22 protein-coding genes and 1 tRNA gene are annotated in these 16,949 nt (G+C 63.4%); 20 read left to right on the plus strand and 3 right to left on the minus strand.

Annotated elements, in window-relative coordinates:
* The 10 genes from ACI8UR_RS07250 (at window position 1) to ACI8UR_RS07295 (ending at window position 8,401) form a co-directional block, all read left to right on the plus strand.
* Window positions 1–573, plus strand: a complete 573-nt coding sequence (locus ACI8UR_RS07250) for a 50S ribosomal protein L6 (protein ID WP_411714930.1) — start codon at window positions 1–3, stop codon at window positions 571–573.
* The gene (locus ACI8UR_RS07255) at window positions 573–1,283 is read left to right on the plus strand and encodes a 50S ribosomal protein L32e (protein ID WP_411714931.1); all 711 of its coding nucleotides are present in this window, start codon (window positions 573–575) and stop codon (window positions 1,281–1,283) included. The genes ACI8UR_RS07250 and ACI8UR_RS07255 overlap by 1 nt, the downstream gene beginning before the upstream one ends.
* Window positions 1,280–1,729 (plus strand): 50S ribosomal protein L19e, encoded by a 450-nt coding sequence (locus ACI8UR_RS07260; RefSeq protein ID WP_411714932.1) that lies wholly within the window; start codon window positions 1,280–1,282, stop codon window positions 1,727–1,729. Before ACI8UR_RS07255 ends, ACI8UR_RS07260 begins: the two co-directional genes overlap by 4 nt.
* Window positions 1,729–2,280: a 50S ribosomal protein L18 gene (locus tag ACI8UR_RS07265; RefSeq protein WP_411714933.1), complete on the plus strand. Its 552-nt coding sequence runs from the start codon at window positions 1,729–1,731 to the stop codon at window positions 2,278–2,280. The genes ACI8UR_RS07260 and ACI8UR_RS07265 overlap by 1 nt, the downstream gene beginning before the upstream one ends.
* Complete coding sequence (locus tag ACI8UR_RS07270; RefSeq protein ID WP_411714934.1) at window positions 2,277–2,909, plus strand: 30S ribosomal protein S5; 633 nt, start codon at window positions 2,277–2,279, stop codon at window positions 2,907–2,909. The genes ACI8UR_RS07265 and ACI8UR_RS07270 overlap by 4 nt, the downstream gene beginning before the upstream one ends.
* Window positions 2,906–3,370 (plus strand): 50S ribosomal protein L30, encoded by a 465-nt coding sequence (locus ACI8UR_RS07275; protein ID WP_411714935.1) that lies wholly within the window; start codon window positions 2,906–2,908, stop codon window positions 3,368–3,370. Before ACI8UR_RS07270 ends, ACI8UR_RS07275 begins: the two co-directional genes overlap by 4 nt.
* Entirely contained in the window at window positions 3,370–3,879 is a 510-nt protein-coding gene (locus ACI8UR_RS07280) for an uL15m family ribosomal protein (protein WP_411714936.1), read from the plus strand. Before ACI8UR_RS07275 ends, ACI8UR_RS07280 begins: the two co-directional genes overlap by 1 nt.
* Window positions 3,879–5,363: a preprotein translocase subunit SecY gene (gene secY, locus ACI8UR_RS07285; RefSeq protein WP_411714937.1), complete on the plus strand. Its 1,485-nt coding sequence runs from the start codon at window positions 3,879–3,881 to the stop codon at window positions 5,361–5,363. The genes ACI8UR_RS07280 and secY overlap by 1 nt, the downstream gene beginning before the upstream one ends.
* 90 nt (window positions 5,364–5,453) lie before the next feature.
* On the plus strand, window positions 5,454–6,791 hold the full coding sequence (gene trkA, locus ACI8UR_RS07290) for a Trk system potassium transporter TrkA (RefSeq protein ID WP_411714938.1): 1,338 nt from the start codon (window positions 5,454–5,456) through the stop codon (window positions 6,789–6,791).
* A 77-nt stretch (window positions 6,792–6,868) separates the two neighbouring features.
* A complete protein-coding gene (locus tag ACI8UR_RS07295) occupies window positions 6,869–8,401 on the plus strand; it encodes a TrkH family potassium uptake protein (protein ID WP_411714939.1) in 1,533 nt (510 codons plus the stop codon).
* Here ACI8UR_RS07295 and ACI8UR_RS07300 read toward each other — a convergent pair.
* From ACI8UR_RS07300 to ACI8UR_RS07310, 3 genes are read right to left on the minus strand one after another with little or no spacing between them, the layout of a single operon-like run.
* On the minus strand, window positions 8,398–10,035 hold the full coding sequence (locus ACI8UR_RS07300) for a TrkH family potassium uptake protein (protein ID WP_411714940.1): 1,638 nt from the start codon (window positions 10,033–10,035) through the stop codon (window positions 8,398–8,400). The genes ACI8UR_RS07295 and ACI8UR_RS07300 overlap by 4 nt on opposite strands.
* A gap of 1 nt (window position 10,036) precedes the next feature.
* Window positions 10,037–10,705: a potassium channel family protein gene (locus tag ACI8UR_RS07305; protein ID WP_411714941.1), complete on the minus strand. Its 669-nt coding sequence runs from the start codon at window positions 10,703–10,705 to the stop codon at window positions 10,037–10,039.
* A 38-nt stretch (window positions 10,706–10,743) separates the two neighbouring features.
* Window positions 10,744–11,100, minus strand: coding sequence for a hypothetical protein (locus ACI8UR_RS07310; RefSeq protein WP_411714942.1), 357 nt, complete (start codon window positions 11,098–11,100; stop codon window positions 10,744–10,746).
* 85 nt (window positions 11,101–11,185) lie between these two features.
* On the opposite strand from ACI8UR_RS07310, the gene ACI8UR_RS07315 reads away from it, so the two are divergent.
* From ACI8UR_RS07315 to ACI8UR_RS07360, 10 genes are all read left to right on the plus strand, one after another.
* Window positions 11,186–11,818, plus strand: a complete 633-nt coding sequence (locus ACI8UR_RS07315) for an adenylate kinase (protein ID WP_415087715.1) — start codon at window positions 11,186–11,188, stop codon at window positions 11,816–11,818.
* A gap of 72 nt (window positions 11,819–11,890) precedes the next feature.
* A complete protein-coding gene (locus ACI8UR_RS07320) occupies window positions 11,891–12,943 on the plus strand; it encodes a ComEC/Rec2 family competence protein (RefSeq protein WP_411714866.1) in 1,053 nt (350 codons plus the stop codon).
* Window positions 12,940–13,215: a DUF3006 domain-containing protein gene (locus tag ACI8UR_RS07325; RefSeq protein WP_411714865.1), complete on the plus strand. Its 276-nt coding sequence runs from the start codon at window positions 12,940–12,942 to the stop codon at window positions 13,213–13,215. Before ACI8UR_RS07320 ends, ACI8UR_RS07325 begins: the two co-directional genes overlap by 4 nt.
* A gap of 66 nt (window positions 13,216–13,281) precedes the next feature.
* Complete coding sequence (locus ACI8UR_RS07330; protein WP_411714864.1) at window positions 13,282–14,172, plus strand: DUF106 domain-containing protein; 891 nt, start codon at window positions 13,282–13,284, stop codon at window positions 14,170–14,172.
* Window positions 14,173–14,253: 81 nt separating this feature from the next.
* Window positions 14,254–14,832: a (d)CMP kinase gene (cmk, locus tag ACI8UR_RS07335; protein ID WP_411714863.1), complete on the plus strand. Its 579-nt coding sequence runs from the start codon at window positions 14,254–14,256 to the stop codon at window positions 14,830–14,832.
* 2 nt (window positions 14,833–14,834) lie between these two features.
* Window positions 14,835–15,713, plus strand: coding sequence for an RNA-guided pseudouridylation complex pseudouridine synthase subunit Cbf5 (locus ACI8UR_RS07340; protein WP_411714862.1), 879 nt, complete (start codon window positions 14,835–14,837; stop codon window positions 15,711–15,713).
* 55 nt (window positions 15,714–15,768) lie between these two features.
* Window positions 15,769–15,839, plus strand: a tRNA-Pro gene (locus ACI8UR_RS07345).
* 105 nt (window positions 15,840–15,944) lie between these two features.
* A complete protein-coding gene (locus ACI8UR_RS07350; protein ID WP_411714861.1) occupies window positions 15,945–16,265 on the plus strand; it encodes a hypothetical protein in 321 nt (106 codons plus the stop codon).
* 90 nt (window positions 16,266–16,355) lie between these two features.
* Entirely contained in the window at window positions 16,356–16,601 is a 246-nt protein-coding gene (locus ACI8UR_RS07355; protein WP_411714860.1) for an AbrB/MazE/SpoVT family DNA-binding domain-containing protein, read from the plus strand.
* Window positions 16,601–16,949: type II toxin-antitoxin system VapC family toxin (locus ACI8UR_RS07360; protein WP_415087716.1), on the plus strand; the 349-nt coding region annotated here is incomplete at its 3' end. The genes ACI8UR_RS07355 and ACI8UR_RS07360, both read left to right, overlap by 1 nt.

A 16,949-nucleotide genomic window follows, 5' to 3' on the forward strand; every position in this document is an offset into this window, starting at 1 on the left:
ATGCGCACAGAAATCGACATTCCGGACGATGTCACGGCAACGATGGATCACCTCGATATCACCGTCGAGGGGCCCAACGGGAGCGTCACGCGACGCCTCTGGTACCCTGACGTGAGCGTGAGCGTCGAGAGCGTTCCGGCGGAGCCGGAACGAGAAGACGGTGAAACCGTCGACGTAGTCATCGTCGAGACGGACGAGACGAACGCGAAGGCCCAATCGACGGTCGGTACCTTCGAGAGCCACGTCACCAACATGGTGCACGGCGTGACCGAGGGCTGGGAGTACAACATGGAAGTGTTCTACTCTCACTTCCCGATGCAGGTCTCCGTGCAGGATGACGAGGTCGTCATCGAGAACTTCCTCGGCGAGCGCGCGCCGCGACGAACGCCGGTTCGCGGCGACACCGAGGTACAGATCGATGGCGAGGAACTGACCATCAGCGGCCCGAGTATCGAAGACGTCGGCCAGACGGCGGCCGACATCGAACAACTGACGCGCGTGACCGACAAGGACACGCGTGTCTTCCAGGACGGCGTCTACATCACTGCGACGCCGGAGCGAGGTGACGCCTGATGAGTTCCGAGGAATACGAAGACCTGACCGACATCAGCGGCGTCGGGCCCTCGAAGGCGGAGGCGCTCCGTGAAGCCGGTCTCGAAACCATCGACGATGTCCGTGAGGCCTCCCAAGAGGAGCTCGCGGAAGTCGACGGTATCGGGAACGCGCTTGCGGCGCGTATCAAAGCCGACGTCGGCGGGCTCGAAGTCGCAGAGGAGACCGAAGCGGAAGTCGAAGAGGAAGAGCCGGAAGAAGCCGAAGCGGCGCCCGAAGAAGAGGTCGAAACGGAGCTGCAGCCCCGTGGGCTCGCGGACAAGACGCCCGACCTCTCCGATGAGGAACAGCGACTCCTCACTCGGCGCCTGCACGAAGGCAAACCGCAGTTCAACCGGCAGGACTACCACAAGAAAAAGCGGACGCCCAAATCGTGGCGCCGTCCCCGTGGTGGCCTCTCCAAGCAGCGGCGAGGAATTAAGGGCAAAGGCGACACGGTCGAGGCTGGCTTCCGAACGCCGAAGGCGGTGCGCGGCAAGCACCCCAGCGGCTTCGAGGAAGTCCGCGTCATGAACGTCGACGACCTCGACGGCATCGACGGTGACGTCGAGGCCGCTCGAATCGGCTCGACGGTCGGTGCCCGCAAGCGCGAGCGCATCGAAGAGGTCGCCGAGGAGAATGACATCCGCGTCCTCAACCCGACCTACGTCGAAGTGGAGGTCGAAGAATGACTGACCTGAAAGCACAGAAGCGACTCGCTGCCGACGTGCTTGACGTCGGGGAGAACCGCGTTTGGTTCGACCCTGACGCGCAGGCCGACATCGCTGACGCCATCACTCGCGACGACGTTCGCGAGCTCATCGACGAGGGCGTCATCGATGCCGAACGCGCCGATGGCAACTCCCGCGGGCAGGCCCGCGAGCGCGCGGAGAAGCGCTCCTACGGCCACCAGAAGGGTCACGGTACCCGGAAGGGAAGCGCCGGCGCACGGCAAAACGAGAAGGAGGATTGGACGAGCCGCATCCGCGCTCAGCGTCGCGAACTCCGCGAACTGCGCGATGACGGTGAAATCGACCGCGCTCAGTACCGCGAACTGTACAACCAAGCCAGCGGTGGCGAGTTCGACAGCGTCGCGGATCTGAACCGGTACATCGACAAACATTACGGTGAAATCTGATGGCGACAGGACCACGATACAAAGTGCCTATGCGGCGTCGCCGCGAGGCCAGAACGAATTACCACCAGAGGTTGCGCCTGCTGAAATCCGGCAAACCACGCCTGGTCGCTCGCAAGAGCAACAACCACACCAGGGCGCAGCTGATAGTTACTGGCCCGCACGGTGACGAGACCGTCGTAAGCGCCTCCTCGGCCGACCTCGAAGCGTTCGGCTGGGAAGCGCCCACGGGCAATCTGCCCGCCGCGTATCTGACCGGCCTGCTGGCCGGCAAGCGCGCGGTCGAGGCTGGCCTCGAACAGGCCGTCCTCGACATCGGTCTCAACACCGCGACGCCCGGCAACAAGGCGTTCGCAGTACAGGAAGGTGCAATCGACGCAGGGCTGGAGATTCCGCACAACGAAGACGTGTTCGCTGATTGGCAGCGAACGCGTGGCTCCCACATCGCGGAGTACGCAGAGCAAGAGGGCGGCCTCTACGCTGGCGATTTCGATGCGACGGAACTGCCGGCCCATTTCGACGAGGTGCGAGAGCGCCTGGAGGATGAACAATGAGTAACGGATGGGAGCCGCGAACGCGGCTCGGACGACAGGTAGCAGAGGGAGAGATCACCTCGATGCGGGATGCCCTGCAGACCGGGCTCCCGCTGAAGGAACCGGAGATCGTCGACCAGCTCCTCCCCGGACTGGACGACGAAGTCCTGGACATCAACATGGTCCAGCGAATGACCGACTCCGGCCGTCGAGTGAAGTTCCGCTGTGTCGTCGTCGTGGGCAACCGCGACGGCTTCGTCGGCTACGCGCAGGGTCGTGACGACCAGGTCGGTGGTGCGATTCAGAAAGCCATCGATGTCGCGAAGCTGAACATCATCGATGTCTCGCGTGGCTGTGGGTCGTGGGAGTGCGGTTGCGGCCGACCCCACACCGTCGCGCTCCGGACGACCGGCAAGGCCGGTTCCGTCGAGGTCGAACTCCAGCCCGCCCCACGAGGCCTCGGTCTCGCGGGCGGTGAAACGGTGCGTCACGTCCTCGACCTCGCAGGTATCGAGGACATCTGGACGCGTTCCAGCGGGAACACGCGAACGACGGTCAACTTCGCGAAGGCGACGTTCAACGCCCTGACCGCGACGGCCGAATCGCGCGTCCCAGAGCGCACGCTCGAGAAGCGTGAGGTGGTCGAATGATCGCAATCGTGCAGGTTCGCGGTGAGGTCAACCAAAGCGGTGGCGTTGGCGACACTATCGATATGCTCAACCTCGGGCGTATCAACCACGCGACGCTCATCCCCGATACCGACGCCTACCGCGGCATGGTGTCGAAGGTGAACGATTGGGTGGCCCACGGCGAACCTTCCGAGGACGTCGTGGCGCTGCTCATCGCCAGTCGCGCAGAGCCCGCCGTGGGCGACGCCGACATCGACGACGAGTGGGTCGAAGCGAACACCGACTACGACGACATCTCGGCGCTGGCGACGGCGCTCGTCGAGGAGGCGACGACGCTGCAAGCGCAGGGTCTCTCGCCGACGCTTCGTCTGCATCCGCCCCGTGGCGGCCACGAGGGCATCAAAAAGCCGACGACGGCTGGCGGCCAGCTCGGCCCCCACTCGACCGAAGATATCGACGCACTCCTGGAGGCGATGCGATAATGACCAGTAAGAAACGACGACAGCGAGGCTCTCGAACCCACGGCGGCGGTACGCACAAGAACCGCCGCGGCGCCGGCCATCGTGGCGGGCGTGGTCGTGCCGGTCGTGACAAACACGAGTTCCACAACTACGAACCGCTCGGTAAATCCGGGTTCAATCGTCCCCAGAAGACGAAGCGGGACATCGAGACGGTCAACCTCCGTGAAATCGACGAGGATATCGTCATCCTCGCGGCCGACGAGATTGCCGAGGAGACCGACGGCGGGTACACGCTTGACGCCCGCGACCTCGTCGATGACGGCCACGAAGCAGACGTCGTGAAAGTGCTCGGTGCCGGTAGCGTCCACAACGAACTCGAAGTCGTCGCAGACGACTTCTCGGAGAGCGCTCGCGAGGCGCTCGAAGACGCTGGCGGCGAGGCAGTGCTCTCGGAGCGCGGTGAGGCACTCGCCGAGGCGGCCGAGGAGGCCGACAAAGATACAACGGACGAGGACAACGAGGAAGCGTAATGAGTTGGAAGGAGGCCGCCGAACCGGTACTCACGCGCCTACCCGCAGTCAAGCGACCGACGGGACACGTTCCGTTCCGTCGGAAGCTCGGCTGGACAGCGGGTGTGCTCGTGCTGTACTTTTTCCTGACCAACGTCGGGATCTACGGGCTCGGACAGAACTCTGACATCTTCGGACAGTTCCGGACGATTCTCGCGGGCTCGCAGGGGTCACTGCTGCAGGTCGGTATCGGCCCCATCGTCACGGCATCCATCGTGCTGCAGTTGCTCGGTGGTGCCGACCTGCTCGGCTTAGACACCGAGGAGAACCCCCGCGACCAGGCCCTTTATCAGGGGCTGCAGAAGACGCTCGTGATCGTGATGACGGCGCTGACGGCGCTACCGATGGTCTTTGCTGGCTTCCTCCAACCGAGTGCCCAGATCGCGAGTTCGCTGGGCATCAGTACGACAGCACTCGGCTGGATCATGTTCGCCCAGATCTTCGTCGGCGGCCTCCTCATCCTCTACATGGACGAGATCATCTCGAAGTGGGGCGTCGGCTCCGGTATCGGGCTGTTCATCATCGCCGGTATCAGCCAGCGCCTCATCGGTGGGCTCATCGGCTGGCAGTCGCTGACCGGCCAGTACGGCTTCTTCGCTTACTGGTATCTCGCCTTGACCGGCGAGATTCCCGTCGGCTCGCCGCTGACGCGGTCGGGTATCTCCGATATCCTGCTCGCCGACGGCGCGAACGGCCTGCTGATGATGTTCACGACGCTGCTCATCTTCGGCATCGTCGTCTACGCCGAATCCGTCCGCGTCGAGATTCCGCTCAGTCACGCCCGCGTGAAGGGCGCCCGTGGTCGCTTCCCGGTGAAGCTCATCTACGCCAGCGTCCTACCGATGATTCTGGTTCGGGCCCTGCAGGCCAACATCCAGTTTCTCGGCCGCATCCTCAACGCCCAGTGGGCCGGGATGCCGGCGTGGCTCGGTGATTACACGTCGCCGTCGGCTGGCGGCTTCGCCGAACCGACCGGCGGGCTGTTCTACTACGTCGCACCCATCTACTCGCCCGGCGATTGGATGTGGTGGCTCGGCCAAGCCACGGGCGAACCGTGGCAGATCATGATTCGGGTCGGCGTCGACCTGACGTTCATGGTCATCGGCGGCGCTATCTTCGCCGTCTTCTGGGTCGAGACGACGGGTATGGGGCCGAACGCAACGGCCAAGCAGATTCAGAACTCCGGGATGCAGATTCCCGGCTTCCGGCAGTCGCCCGGCGTCACCGAGAAGGTGCTCGAACGCTACATCCCGCAGGTCACCGTCATCGGCGGTGCCCTGGTCGGGCTGCTCGCCGTCATGGCGAACATGCTCGGTACCATCGGGCAGGTCTCCGGAACGGGCCTGCTGCTGACCGTCTCTATCACCTACAAGCTCTACGAGGAGATTGCAGAAGAGCAGATGATGGAGATGCATCCGATGATGCGCGAGATGTTCGGCGGCTAACCCCCTCGACCGATTCACGTTTTTGGCGGCATGGCAGCTCCCAACTGGCCGATAGTAACCCACTTACCGCCGGCCCGAGTCGTGAAATTCATGCACGTCGTTATCATCGGCGCTGGCGAGGTCGGTACCTCGATCGCCGAGAGTCTTGACGACAGCAACGACGTCGTCGTCATTGATATCGACGAGGAACGCGCCGAGCAGCTCAAATACGAACTCGATGTGATGACGCTTGCGGGCGACGGCACGTCGATGTCGACGCTCCAGCGAGCGGGCATCGAGGAGACGGATATGCTCATCGCCAGCACGGACGACGACGAGACGAATCTCATCGCCTGCGCGACCGCGAAGACCGTCGCCGACCCGTTCACTATCGCCCGGACGAAAAGCGTCGAGTATCTCCGGACGTGGGAACGCACCGAGGAGGCGTTCGGCGTCGACTTCATGGTCTGTACCGACCTGTTGAGCGCGGAGAACATCGTCCGCGTCGTCGGCCTGCCGGCGGCCATCGACGTCGACCCCTTCGCTGGAGGACAGGTACAGATGGCGGAGTTCGAAATCGTCGCGGACAGTCCCGTCGCCGGCCAGACAATCGCGGAGGCAGACCGGTTCGAATCGTTGACCTTCGCCGGCCTGTTCCGGGAGGGCGAGATGATACTCCCTCGGGGGTCGACGGAAATCCGCCCCGGCGACCGCGCGGTCGTCATCGGTTCCCCCGAGAGCGTCCAGGGGTTCGCAACCGACATCGCTCCCGAAGCGACCCCCGGCGAAGCGACGGAAATCGTCATCATCGGTGGGTCGGAAATCGGCTACCACACCGCGCGTCTGCTCGAAGACCGCGGGATGAAACCGCGGCTCATCGAGCAAGACCACGAGCGCGCACGCTACCTGGCTGAGGAACTGCCGAACACGCTCGTCATGGAGCACGATGCGACGGATACGGAGTTTCTCGCGCGCGAACACGTCGACGAGGCCGATATCCTCGTCGCTGCGCTCGATTCCGACGAGAAGAACCTCCTTGTTTCCGTGCTGGCGAAACGGCTCGGCACGAAGCGCGTCGTCTCGGTCGTCGACAGCGGCGAGTACGTCACGCTCTTCGAGGAAATCGGCGTCGACGTCGCCATCAATCCGCGGCAGGTCACCGCCGAGGAGATAACGCGGTTCACCCACGAAGGCGTCGCCGAGAACATCTCGGTGCTCGAGAACGACCAGGCCGAAGTGCTTGAGCTTGAACTCACCGAGGGCTGTGCGCTCGTTGGCCGGCCGATTCGGGAGATTGCGGCGGACATTGGCGGCGACCTCGTTTTCGGCGCCGTCACGCGCGACCGCGAGTACATCACACCCCGTGGTGATACGGTGTTGAAGCCGGGCGACCACGTCATCGTCTTCGTCGAAACCGAATTTGTCGGTGAACTGACAGCGATGGCGTAGAGACGCGACCACGCAGAACAACCGATATATACACAACAGGTGAGAAACGCGAACATGGACGGTGACGCTGGGTGAGTGTGAGTCTGCGTGTCGACTGGCGTGCAACCGCGAGTCTCATCGGGACGATAATCAAATATCTGGCCGTCTCGATGATAATTCCGCTCTTCATCGCGGTACTCTACATGGAAGACGTCTGGGTGTTCGGAGTCTCGCTTCTGTTCGCTGTCGTAATCGGCCTCGTGCTGGAGCAGCTTGACACGGATCCCGATATCGGTGCGCCCGAGGCGCTCGCACTCGTCGCGTTCTCGTGGCTCGCCGTCGCTATCGTTGGTGCTGTTCCGTATATCCTCGCCGGCATCGGCACCGACTCGACGCTCGCTCACCCGGTCAACGCGCTGTTCGAGTCGATGTCTGGCTTCACCACGACCGGCGCGACCGTGATGGGCGAGATCTCGTTCGAACAACACTCACACGCCCTTCTGATGTGGCGACAGCTCACCCAGTGGCTCGGTGGGATGGGTATTATCGTGTTGATGATCGCGATTCTGCCGGAGCTGGCAGTCAACGGTGCACAATTGATGAGTTCCGAGGCACCGGGCCCAGACCTCCAGAAACTGACGCCGCGCATCGCCGAAACTGCACGCGCTCTCTGGCTCGTGTATCTCGGCTTCACCGTCGTTTACATCGCACTGTTGTACGCGCTGCATCTCGCGGGGCTGGCACCGAACATGACCTTCTACAACGCCGTTGCCCACGGCTTCACAACGCTGCCGACCGGCGGCTTCTCACCGGAGGCCGACAGTATCGCGGCCTTCTCGGCGGCCGTCCAGTGGGTCGTCATCCCATTCATGTTCATCGCCGGCGTCAACTTCGCACTCTTCTGGCACGTTCTGCAGGGTGAGTTCCGAACCCTCACCGACGACGTGGAGTTCCGCTGGTATGCGGGCGCCATCGCCGCCGTCGTCGGCGTCCTCTCGGTGCTTCTGTTCTCCGGGTCGGCGCCGGTGCTGGAACTCGGTGGCGCGACCGAGGGCGTCGCGGAGAACTCGGTTCGGCAGGCGACGTTCCAGGTCGTGTCGCTTCTGAACTCGACCGGCTACGCCACGAGTGACTTCGCCCAGTGGGGGCCGAACGCCCAGATGGTGCTCCTCTTCGCGATGTTCATCGGCGGCTCCGCAGGGTCGACCGGTGGTGGTGTGAAAGTCGTTCGCTGGATTGTTGTGCTGAAAACCATCCGACGTGAGCTGTTCCTCACGGCCCGTCCGAGAGCAGTTCGCCCGGTTCGGCTGGGCGGAGAGGTCGTCGAGGAAGACGCCGTTCGCGGCGTCATGTCGTTCACGCTTTTGTACTTCATCCTGTTCGGCGTCTCGACGGTGTTGATTCAACTCGACGCCGGCCGCGTCGGATACGCGCTGACAGCGTACGAGGCCATCAGCGCCTCGATTGCGACGCTTGGAAACATCGGGCCGGGATTCGGCTCGCTCGGCCCCTTCGGTAGTTATCTGCTTTTCCCCGATTCCTCGAAGCTCCTGATGGTGTTTCTCATGTGGGTCGGACGGCTCGAAATCGTGCCGGTGTTGGCCATCTTCGTCGGGGTCTCGGAGCGTTAGGGTCGGAACCCGTACAGCAGCGCCCGTCCGAAGACCAGCACGGGGATGATTTCCAGACGGCCGATCCACATATTGAGGACGAACATCGCTTCGGCCAGCGGATGCATCGACGGGCCGACGATGCCAGTCGAGAGCCCGACGTTGCCCTGTGCGCTTGCGACCTCGAACAGCGCGTCGGCGTAGGTGAAGTCCGCCCCCGCCAGATTCACGAGAACGAGACTCGAGGCGGCCAGAAGCGACAACCACAGCACGCCGACGATGGCGGCCTCGCTGAACTCCCGGGTCATCTGGTCGCGACTGAGCTTTCGGTCACCGACCTTCGCTGTCGCGACCGCACTTGCCGGCAGGAACACCCGCGAGAACTGCCATCTGATGCCTTTCGCGATGATGTACCCTCGGATGATCTTGATACCGCCAACTGTCGACCCGGCTGCGCCGCCGAGCACCATCGCTCCGGAGATGATGAGTTTGCCGCCGTTGCTCCAGTTCCCGATGGGCGACGACTGAAAGCCGGTGCAGGTCAACGCGCTGATGAACTGGAAGCTGGCATCACGAACCGCGTCCGCCTCTGCGGGCGTCACGATCGGTGCGAGCCACGCCGGGAGGTCGACGCCACGACCGAGAACGCCGGTCTGTTCGATGAACAGCACGTTCTGCAGCGACAACAAAACGACACCACCAGCGAGCAACGTGAATAGCCATCGCGTCTGCAGGTCGTCGAACAGCTCCGTCGGGTCACCTTCCGAAAGCATCGCGTAGTGAATCGGGAACGCGATGGCGCCGAGCGTCATCATGGGGAGCAACGCACCCTCAATGAGCGGCGAATTGTACGTCCCGATTGAGTTGTCGGTGACGCTGAACCCGCCCGTCGCAAGGCCCGTCATCGCGTGGTTGAGCGCCTGCCAGGATGCCTCGAACAGCGTGAGATTGCTCCCATAGGCACTCATCCGAATCGCGACGAACAGCACGGCGATGCAGATGACGGTGTACAGAAAGAAGATTTTCCAGACCGTCCGCACCGTCGAGACGATGCTCGGGTGGATTTTCCGCTCGCGCGCCTCGCTTTTGTACAGCGTGTAACTCCCGCTTCCGGGCCGGGCGAGAATGGCGACCGTAAGGACGATGACGCCGACGCCACCGACCCACTGGATGACCGACCGCCACCACTGAAGCGTTCGCGGCAGCGTCGGTTCGTGTACCGCCATCGTCAGGCCGCTTCCCGTCCAGCCGCTCATCGACTCGAACATCGCGTGTAGCGGGTGTCGGAAATACCGGAGACTCGACGTTTCGAAGCCGGCGGCCGTCGCCGTCGCCGCCGCGACCTCGGGTGGTGTCAGGTGTGCCGTCAGCAGGAATGGCAGCGTTCCGAACACCGCGGTCGCAAACCAGCCGGCGGCCGCGATGACCATACCATGTTTCATCAGTGGCGCCGGCGCATCGAGGAACCGCCACCGGGAGAGGCCGCCGACGCCGGCTGTGATGCCGCCCGAAATCAGGAATGCGAGTGCCGCGTACCACTCGCGGAAAAGTAGCGCCACGCCGAAACTCACGGTCATCACGAGTGCCTCTATCAACAGCAGCGAGCCGACGTCGCGAACGACCGTCCGCAGGTCTTGCGTTCGTGTTCGCCCCATACTATGAAACGAAGATATCGAGGACGTCTTCGGTGACGCCCGTCGCGGAGTACACCGTCACGAGGTCGCCGGCCTGAACCGTCGTCCCTCCACGGGGCGTAATCGGGGGTTCGCCTTCCTCCCGTTCGATAGCGACCACGAGCATATCATCCCCCAGTAACTCCGCTGCTGCCGCATCGGCTATCGTCTTGCCGGCTATCGGCGCGCCCCGCTCGACGACGATTTCGAACACCTCGGCCTCATCGCCGATGTGCATGAAGTCGACGACGGATGGCCGCTCGACCGACCGATAGAGGTATTCGGCGATGAGCCGCTGGGGGTTCTGCATCGTATGGACGCCGATCTGTCTGAAGATGTTCATGTGGTTCGGGTCGTGGACGACCGAGACGATGTGTGGCACGTCGAACTCCATGGCAAGCAGACAGACCATGATGTTCGTGGCGTCGCGGTCAGTCGTCGAGATGACGGCATCCGCACGGTCGGCATCGGCGTCCGCGAGTGTTTCCTTGACCGTTGCGTCATCGTTGAGGACGAGACAGTCGAACTTGCTGGCAGCGATTTCGGCGCGCTCCTCGTCCTTTTCGATGACGACGACCTCGTTGCCGCCGCGGGTCGCGATCTCGATGAGCGGTGTCCCGATATCACCAGCACCAACGATGACGATATACATTCAACTGCAGTTCTCCCGGTCGAGATGAAAAAGTACCGCTATGTATCCCTGACCCGCAGTTCGTAGGTTTTGGCGGCCGCATAGACGTCCCGGAACAGTGCCTCGATGAAGTCGGCGGCGTGCTTTGGGTCGGTGACCGCGGAGAGATAGACGACGCCATCGTCGGCTTTCCGCGTCTCAGGCTGTTTGATCTTGAAGACGTGGTACTCCGACAACAGCGAGTCGAGCCGGTCGCGCTCGTCGGCATCGAGCTCCAGTCGGAGGCGCTGGTCGTCGTACTCGACGGGTCGATCCACACCCTCGAAGACGATGGCCTCATCGCCGCCCTTCCGATGGGCGACGACTGATTCGACAAGCAGCTGCCGCCGTTCTGACGGCGTCTCGGCCCGTGCCATACCGGAGCGTCGGTGCCGGCCGATATGAAGGCGGCGCTCGCCGCGTTCATACAAGCCTTTTAGGAGTGGGCTGAAACCGGTGTGTATGAGCCAGCCGAAGATTCTGGTGCTTGGCCCGCCAGGAGCCGGAAAGGGGACACAGTCCAGCAACATCGTCGAGGCGTACGACGTCGATCACATCACGACGGGCGATGCGCTTCGGGCGAACAAGGACATGGAGACCGAATACGGCACGCCGCGTTCGTTCATGGAAGCCGGCGAACTCGTGCCCGACCCGGTCGTCAACGAGATCGTCAAGGCCGCAATCGAGGACGCCGACGGCTTCGTCCTCGACGGTTACCCCCGGAACCTCTCGCAGGCGGAGTATCTCGACGACATCACCGACCTCGACCTCGTCGCGCTACTCGATGTCGACCGCGAGGAGCTGGTCGACCGCCTGACCGGCCGCCGCGTCTGTGACGACTGCGGTGCGAACTTCCACGTCGATTTCGCCCCGCCCGAAGAGGAAGGCGTCTGCGACGAGTGCGGCGGCGAACTCATCCAGCGCGATGACGACACCGAGGAGACGGTCAAAGAGCGCCTCAACGTGTTCGAGGAGAACACTCAGCCCGTCATCGATTACTACGAGGACGAGGGTGAACTCGTCCGCGTCGACGGCGAGCAGAGCCCAGACGAGGTTTGGGACGACCTGCAGGACGCCATCGAAGACGCCATCTGAGGCCGGATCGAGCTTTTCCACGCCGTGCCGAGAGCCAAAAGACCGTAGTGGCCACCAGGCGTAGCTGAGCCTATGCGTCGGTACCTCGCCGTCATCGCGCTCTGTGGCCTCCTCGTGACTGCCGGCTGTGTCGAGGCCGGCGTCGAGCTTGGCCTTGATGGGGGCCAAAGCCAGCCCAGCGACACACCGACCACGACTGCGGCGTCGGGAACCTTCGAGGTACACGTCATTAACGTCGGCCAGGCTGATGCGACCTTGCTCCGAACCGAGAACGAGACGATGCTCATAGACTCCGGCGACTGGCGCGATGATGGCGAGGCGGTCATCAAGTATCTCGAAGCCAACGACGTCGAACGCATCGACCACCTCGTGACGACCCACGCCCACGCCGACCACATCGGCGGCCACGAAGCCGTCATCGATTACTACGAGACGGAGAAAGACGGCGTCGGCGCCGTCTACGACTCCGGTGTGCCGCACACCTCGAAGACCTACGAGCGATATCTCGATGCCGTCGAGCGCCACAACGTCGACCTCTTCGAGGTCGCGGATGGTGACGAGATACCGTTCGACGGCGTCCGCGCGCGCGTCGTCAATCCCGAATCGTCGGGCGGCGACGAACTCCATGCTGACGGGGTCGCCGTCCATCTCCAGTTCGGCGAGAACGGGTTCCTTTTCACCGGTGACGCAGGGCGGGAGACGGAACAGCGAATCGTCGACGAACACGATGCCTCCCTTGATGCCGACGTGTATCAGGCGGGCCACCACGGTTCCGATACCTCCTCTAGCCCGGCGCTGCTCGATGCTGCCTCCCCAGAGGTCGCTGTCATCTCTTCGGCGTACGACTCCCAGTACGGCCATCCACACGACGAACCGCTCCAGCGGTTCGCGGAACGGGACGTTCGGGCGCTGTGGACGGCCGTTCACGGAACCGTCGTCTTCGTCAGCGACGGCGAGACGATATCAGTTCGTGCCCAGCACGAGGCGACAGCCGACCCGCTCGAAATCCAGGACGCGTCGGCGGCGACCGCCAACACGACTGATTCGACGACTGAACAGTTCGTCCTGAATGCCGAGGCGGCCAGCGCACGGTACAATCCAGTCGGGGTGACAGCCGGCGCATGACGCTCGACGGCGTCTACACCGGAACGGTCGACCGAATCGAAGCGGGGCAAGCTGTCCTCTTGGTCGAGGCGGAGGGCGAAACGGTCGCCGAGCGACTCGTTCCCGCGGATGAGCTACCAGAGGGTGTCACGGAGGGCACTGTCTGTGAGTGCACCTTCGATGACGGCGAACTCGCCGCCATCGAACCACTGCCGGAATCGACCGAGGAGCGCAAAGCGCGGCTTCGCGAGCGGTTCGACCGACTCTCGGAGCGATTGGACGACGACACGTGACTCGGAGGCGTTTTCACCCGGCAGCAGAGTAAAAGGTTGATTACCCGCCCTTGCCAAAGAGGGGTAATGGCACGTACCGCTTCGAAAGTGCAAGAACTCGTCCGGGAAGACCCCGAGATGGAATCGGCCATCGAGTACGTCCTCGAACGGGCCGACGAAGGCACCGTCTCGTGGGGCGACGTCTCCGACGAACTCACGAGTGGCCAGTGGGGCCGCCTCATCGAGAAGGGAGTGCTCGTCGACTCCGACGGCGAAGGCTTCGACCTCGCCGATGCCGACGGCGTCCGGGAGGCGCTCGAAGACGACACCGAGTTGCCCGACGCGCCCGACGAGGACTCCTCGTGGACGAAATGGGACAAGATGGCCGCGGTCGGCGCGGTTTCGATGTTCGCCGGCTACACGTTCGACTCCGTTCGGATTCCGCTGGCCAACGCCCTCGACATCGTGTTGGGGCCGCTGCTCGGCGTCCTGCCGTTCTTCGCCGTCGTGATGGTGCTTGCGCTGTTCACCGGCCTGTACTCGACGCTCCTGCAATCGAACCTCATGAACATGGAGGTCATGAGCAAATACCAGGATCGGATGAGCGAGATCCAGGAAAAGCGCAAGGAGGCAAAGGAACGCGGCGACGACGAGGCGCTCGAACGCATCCAGGAAGAGCAGATGGACGCGATGGCCGACAACATGGGGATGTTCAAAGAGCAGTTCCGGCCGATGGTGTGGATTATGCTCCTCACCATTCCCGTGTTCCTGTGGATGTACGCAATCGTCGGCTTCCGCGGCGCCTCCATCTACGACGGCACGCTCACCAACATGGTGCTGCCGTTCGTGGGCGAGGTGGGCTGGAACGACGGCTTCGTCGGCCCGATTCGCGTGTGGATCGTCTGGTACTTCGTCTGCTCGATGTGTTTCACGCAGGTCATCCGGAAGTCGCTGAACATCCAGACGACGCCGACGTAATCGGCGCCAGCGGTTCGCGATTCCGTGCCACAGGTCGCTTCGAAGGGCAACCTCTTTCAATCGCAGCAGCGCAGTACTGATATGTTGATAACCATCTCCGGCCCCGCCGGCAGTGGCAAGAGCACTGCCGCCGACGCGTTGGCCGAGGCGCTGGAGTACGACCACGTAAGCGGTGGTGACATCTTCCGGGAGCTGGCCGACGAGCGCGGCCTCACGCCGCTCGAGTTGAACAAACTGGCCGAAGAGGACGGCCAGATCGACCGCGACCTTGACCGACGGCTGCGAGAAATCGCGAAATCGCGGGATAACCTCGTTCTCGAATCCCGGCTGGCCGGCTGGATGGCCGGCGAGCATGCTGATTTCCGCGTCTGGCTCGATGCCCCACTCGACGTTCGCGCCGAACGCATCGCCGACCGCGAGGACAAATCGATCGATCTCGCTCGCAAGGAGACCCAGGCGCGTGGCAACAGCGAAGCGCGCCGCTATCAGGAATACTACAACATCGACATCGAGAACCTGGATATCTACGACCTCGTGCTCAACACCGCTCGACTCTCGCCGGAGGGCGTCATGGAAGTCATCCTGACGACCATCGACGAGTACGGCCCCGACGCCGACGAGGGGATGATGCCGATTCAGGGCGCCGACTACGAGTTCTAACCATGCACGAACGTGGGCCGCCCGACGACCGCGACCCTGACACCCTGCTTGAGTTCGGCGTCGTCAACCTCGACAAGCCGGCCGGCCCCTCCGCCCACCAGGTCGCCGCCTGGGTTCGGGACATGGCCGACGTCGAGCGGGCGGCCCACGCCGGGACGCTCGACCCCAAGGTGACCGGCTGTCTGCCGATTCTCACCGGCACCGCGACGCGTGCCGCGCAGGTCTTCGACGACAGCCGAAAGGGATATCTTTCGGTGCTGGAACTGCACGCCCCTGCCCCGGCCGACTTCGAATCGACGCTCGCCGAGTTCGAAGGGCCGCTGTATCAGAAACCGCCGCGGAAATCCGCCGTCGTGCGGCGCCTTCGCATCCGAACGATTCATCGATTGCGGGCGCTCGAAACCGAGGAACGCCGCGCGCTCATCGATATCGAATGTGCGAGTGGCACCTACGTCCGGAAGCTCTGTCACGACCTCGGGCTCGCGTTGGGCACCGGCGCACACATGGGTGACCTCCGCCGAAGCAAGACTGGGACGTTCGACGACAGCGCGCTTGTCACGCTGCACGACCTCGCCGACGGCTTGGCCTTCTGGCGCGAGAACGACGATCCCGAACTGCTTCGGGAAGTCGTCTCGCCCGCCGAACGCGCGCTCGAACATCTCCCGTCGCTGACAGCCGCTCCCTCCGCCGCTGCGGAGATCGCCGAGGGGGCGCCGCTCTACGCACCCGGCATCATCGAGACCGATCTTGACGACGCGACGATGGGTGACCTCGTCGTCTGTTACACCCCTGATGGCGCGGCGGTGTGTCTCGGCCACCTCGCGGGCGACCCCGACGCGGACGCCGGCGTGGTCGTCGACCTCGAGCGCGTCTTCGTCTGACGGTCGGGGGGAAACGAAGAGGTTAAACGTCAAAGCGCCCTCCGTCGAAATGCCTGGGACCGTGGGGTAGTGGTATCCTCTGCGGATGGGGTCCGTTGGACCCGTGTTCGAATCACGGCGGTCCCACTACTTACTATCGCAAACGTCATTATCGAGCAGTAGACACAACTCAGAATCCAAATTATTTGATTCTGAAAGCTGCATAAAATCGGTTAGACAGGGGTGGTCGGCATGAGCCGGTACTGTCCCCACTGCGGTGGCCGGATGATGAAGGCGGCTGCTTCCGGCTGGAGCATGGCGCCCAGCCGGCCGCTGCAGGGCCACACGTACGACGACGGCCCGTGTGCCCACCTGTTCGCCGTCTGGAGCCACACCGCCCACTACGACCGCCGCGCCGCCGACCGCAACGCCGACCGAGAGAAGTACATGCGGATGCTGGACAACATCGAGTCCGGGAGCATCGATGTCGTCCGGCGCGGGAGAACGGGCTCTCGTGGAGGGACGTGGCGGCCAAGACGAGCGTACACAAGACACCGCGCGGAACATCTGTGACCGCCGAGCGGTACCTCCTGGCGGCTGAGACGCCGTGAACGCCCTACATGTGGAGCAACATGTATACTGGGTGAGCCGGTACGTACACGTATGGCAACTGGAGAAGTGCCCGAGGAAACGAAGGTCAGCGACCGAGGGATGGTCACGATCCCGGCGGATCTCCGCCGTCGTCTCGACATCGAACCGGGTGATACACTCCGCTGGACGACCGGCGAAGAGGGGAACCTCTACGTAGAAATCGTCCATCAACGCGAGGGCGTCTTCGACGATTTCGATCCCGTGGACGTCGGTGAGACGAACGCCGTAGAAGTTGAGGGCGAGTTCGGGGCGGAGTGATGGCGGTCGCCCTCCTGGACACCAACGTTCTCTTCGCCAGTGCCAGCGCCCGTGACGAGTACCACGACCGCGCCCGGGAGATCGTCCGAGGTATCGACCACGGGGAGCTTCCGGAAGCCATCGTCACGAACTACGTGGTCGCGGAGACGCTGACCCTCTCCGGCGAGAAACTCGGTGTAGACGCCGCGAACCAGATGCTGAACCGGCTCATCGAGGGCGCGCACTTCGAGATAGTTCACGCCCCGAAGTCGGATTTCAACGCCGCGCAGGCCCTCTTCCGCCGGTACAGCGAACTCTCTTTCGTCGATTCGATCATCGCGGCGTACATGGATCGGGAGGATGTCGAAT

Origin of the sequence: Natronomonas sp., assembly GCF_047616845.1 — an archaeon.
Lineage (GTDB): Archaea > Halobacteriota > Halobacteria > Halobacteriales > Haloarculaceae > Natronomonas.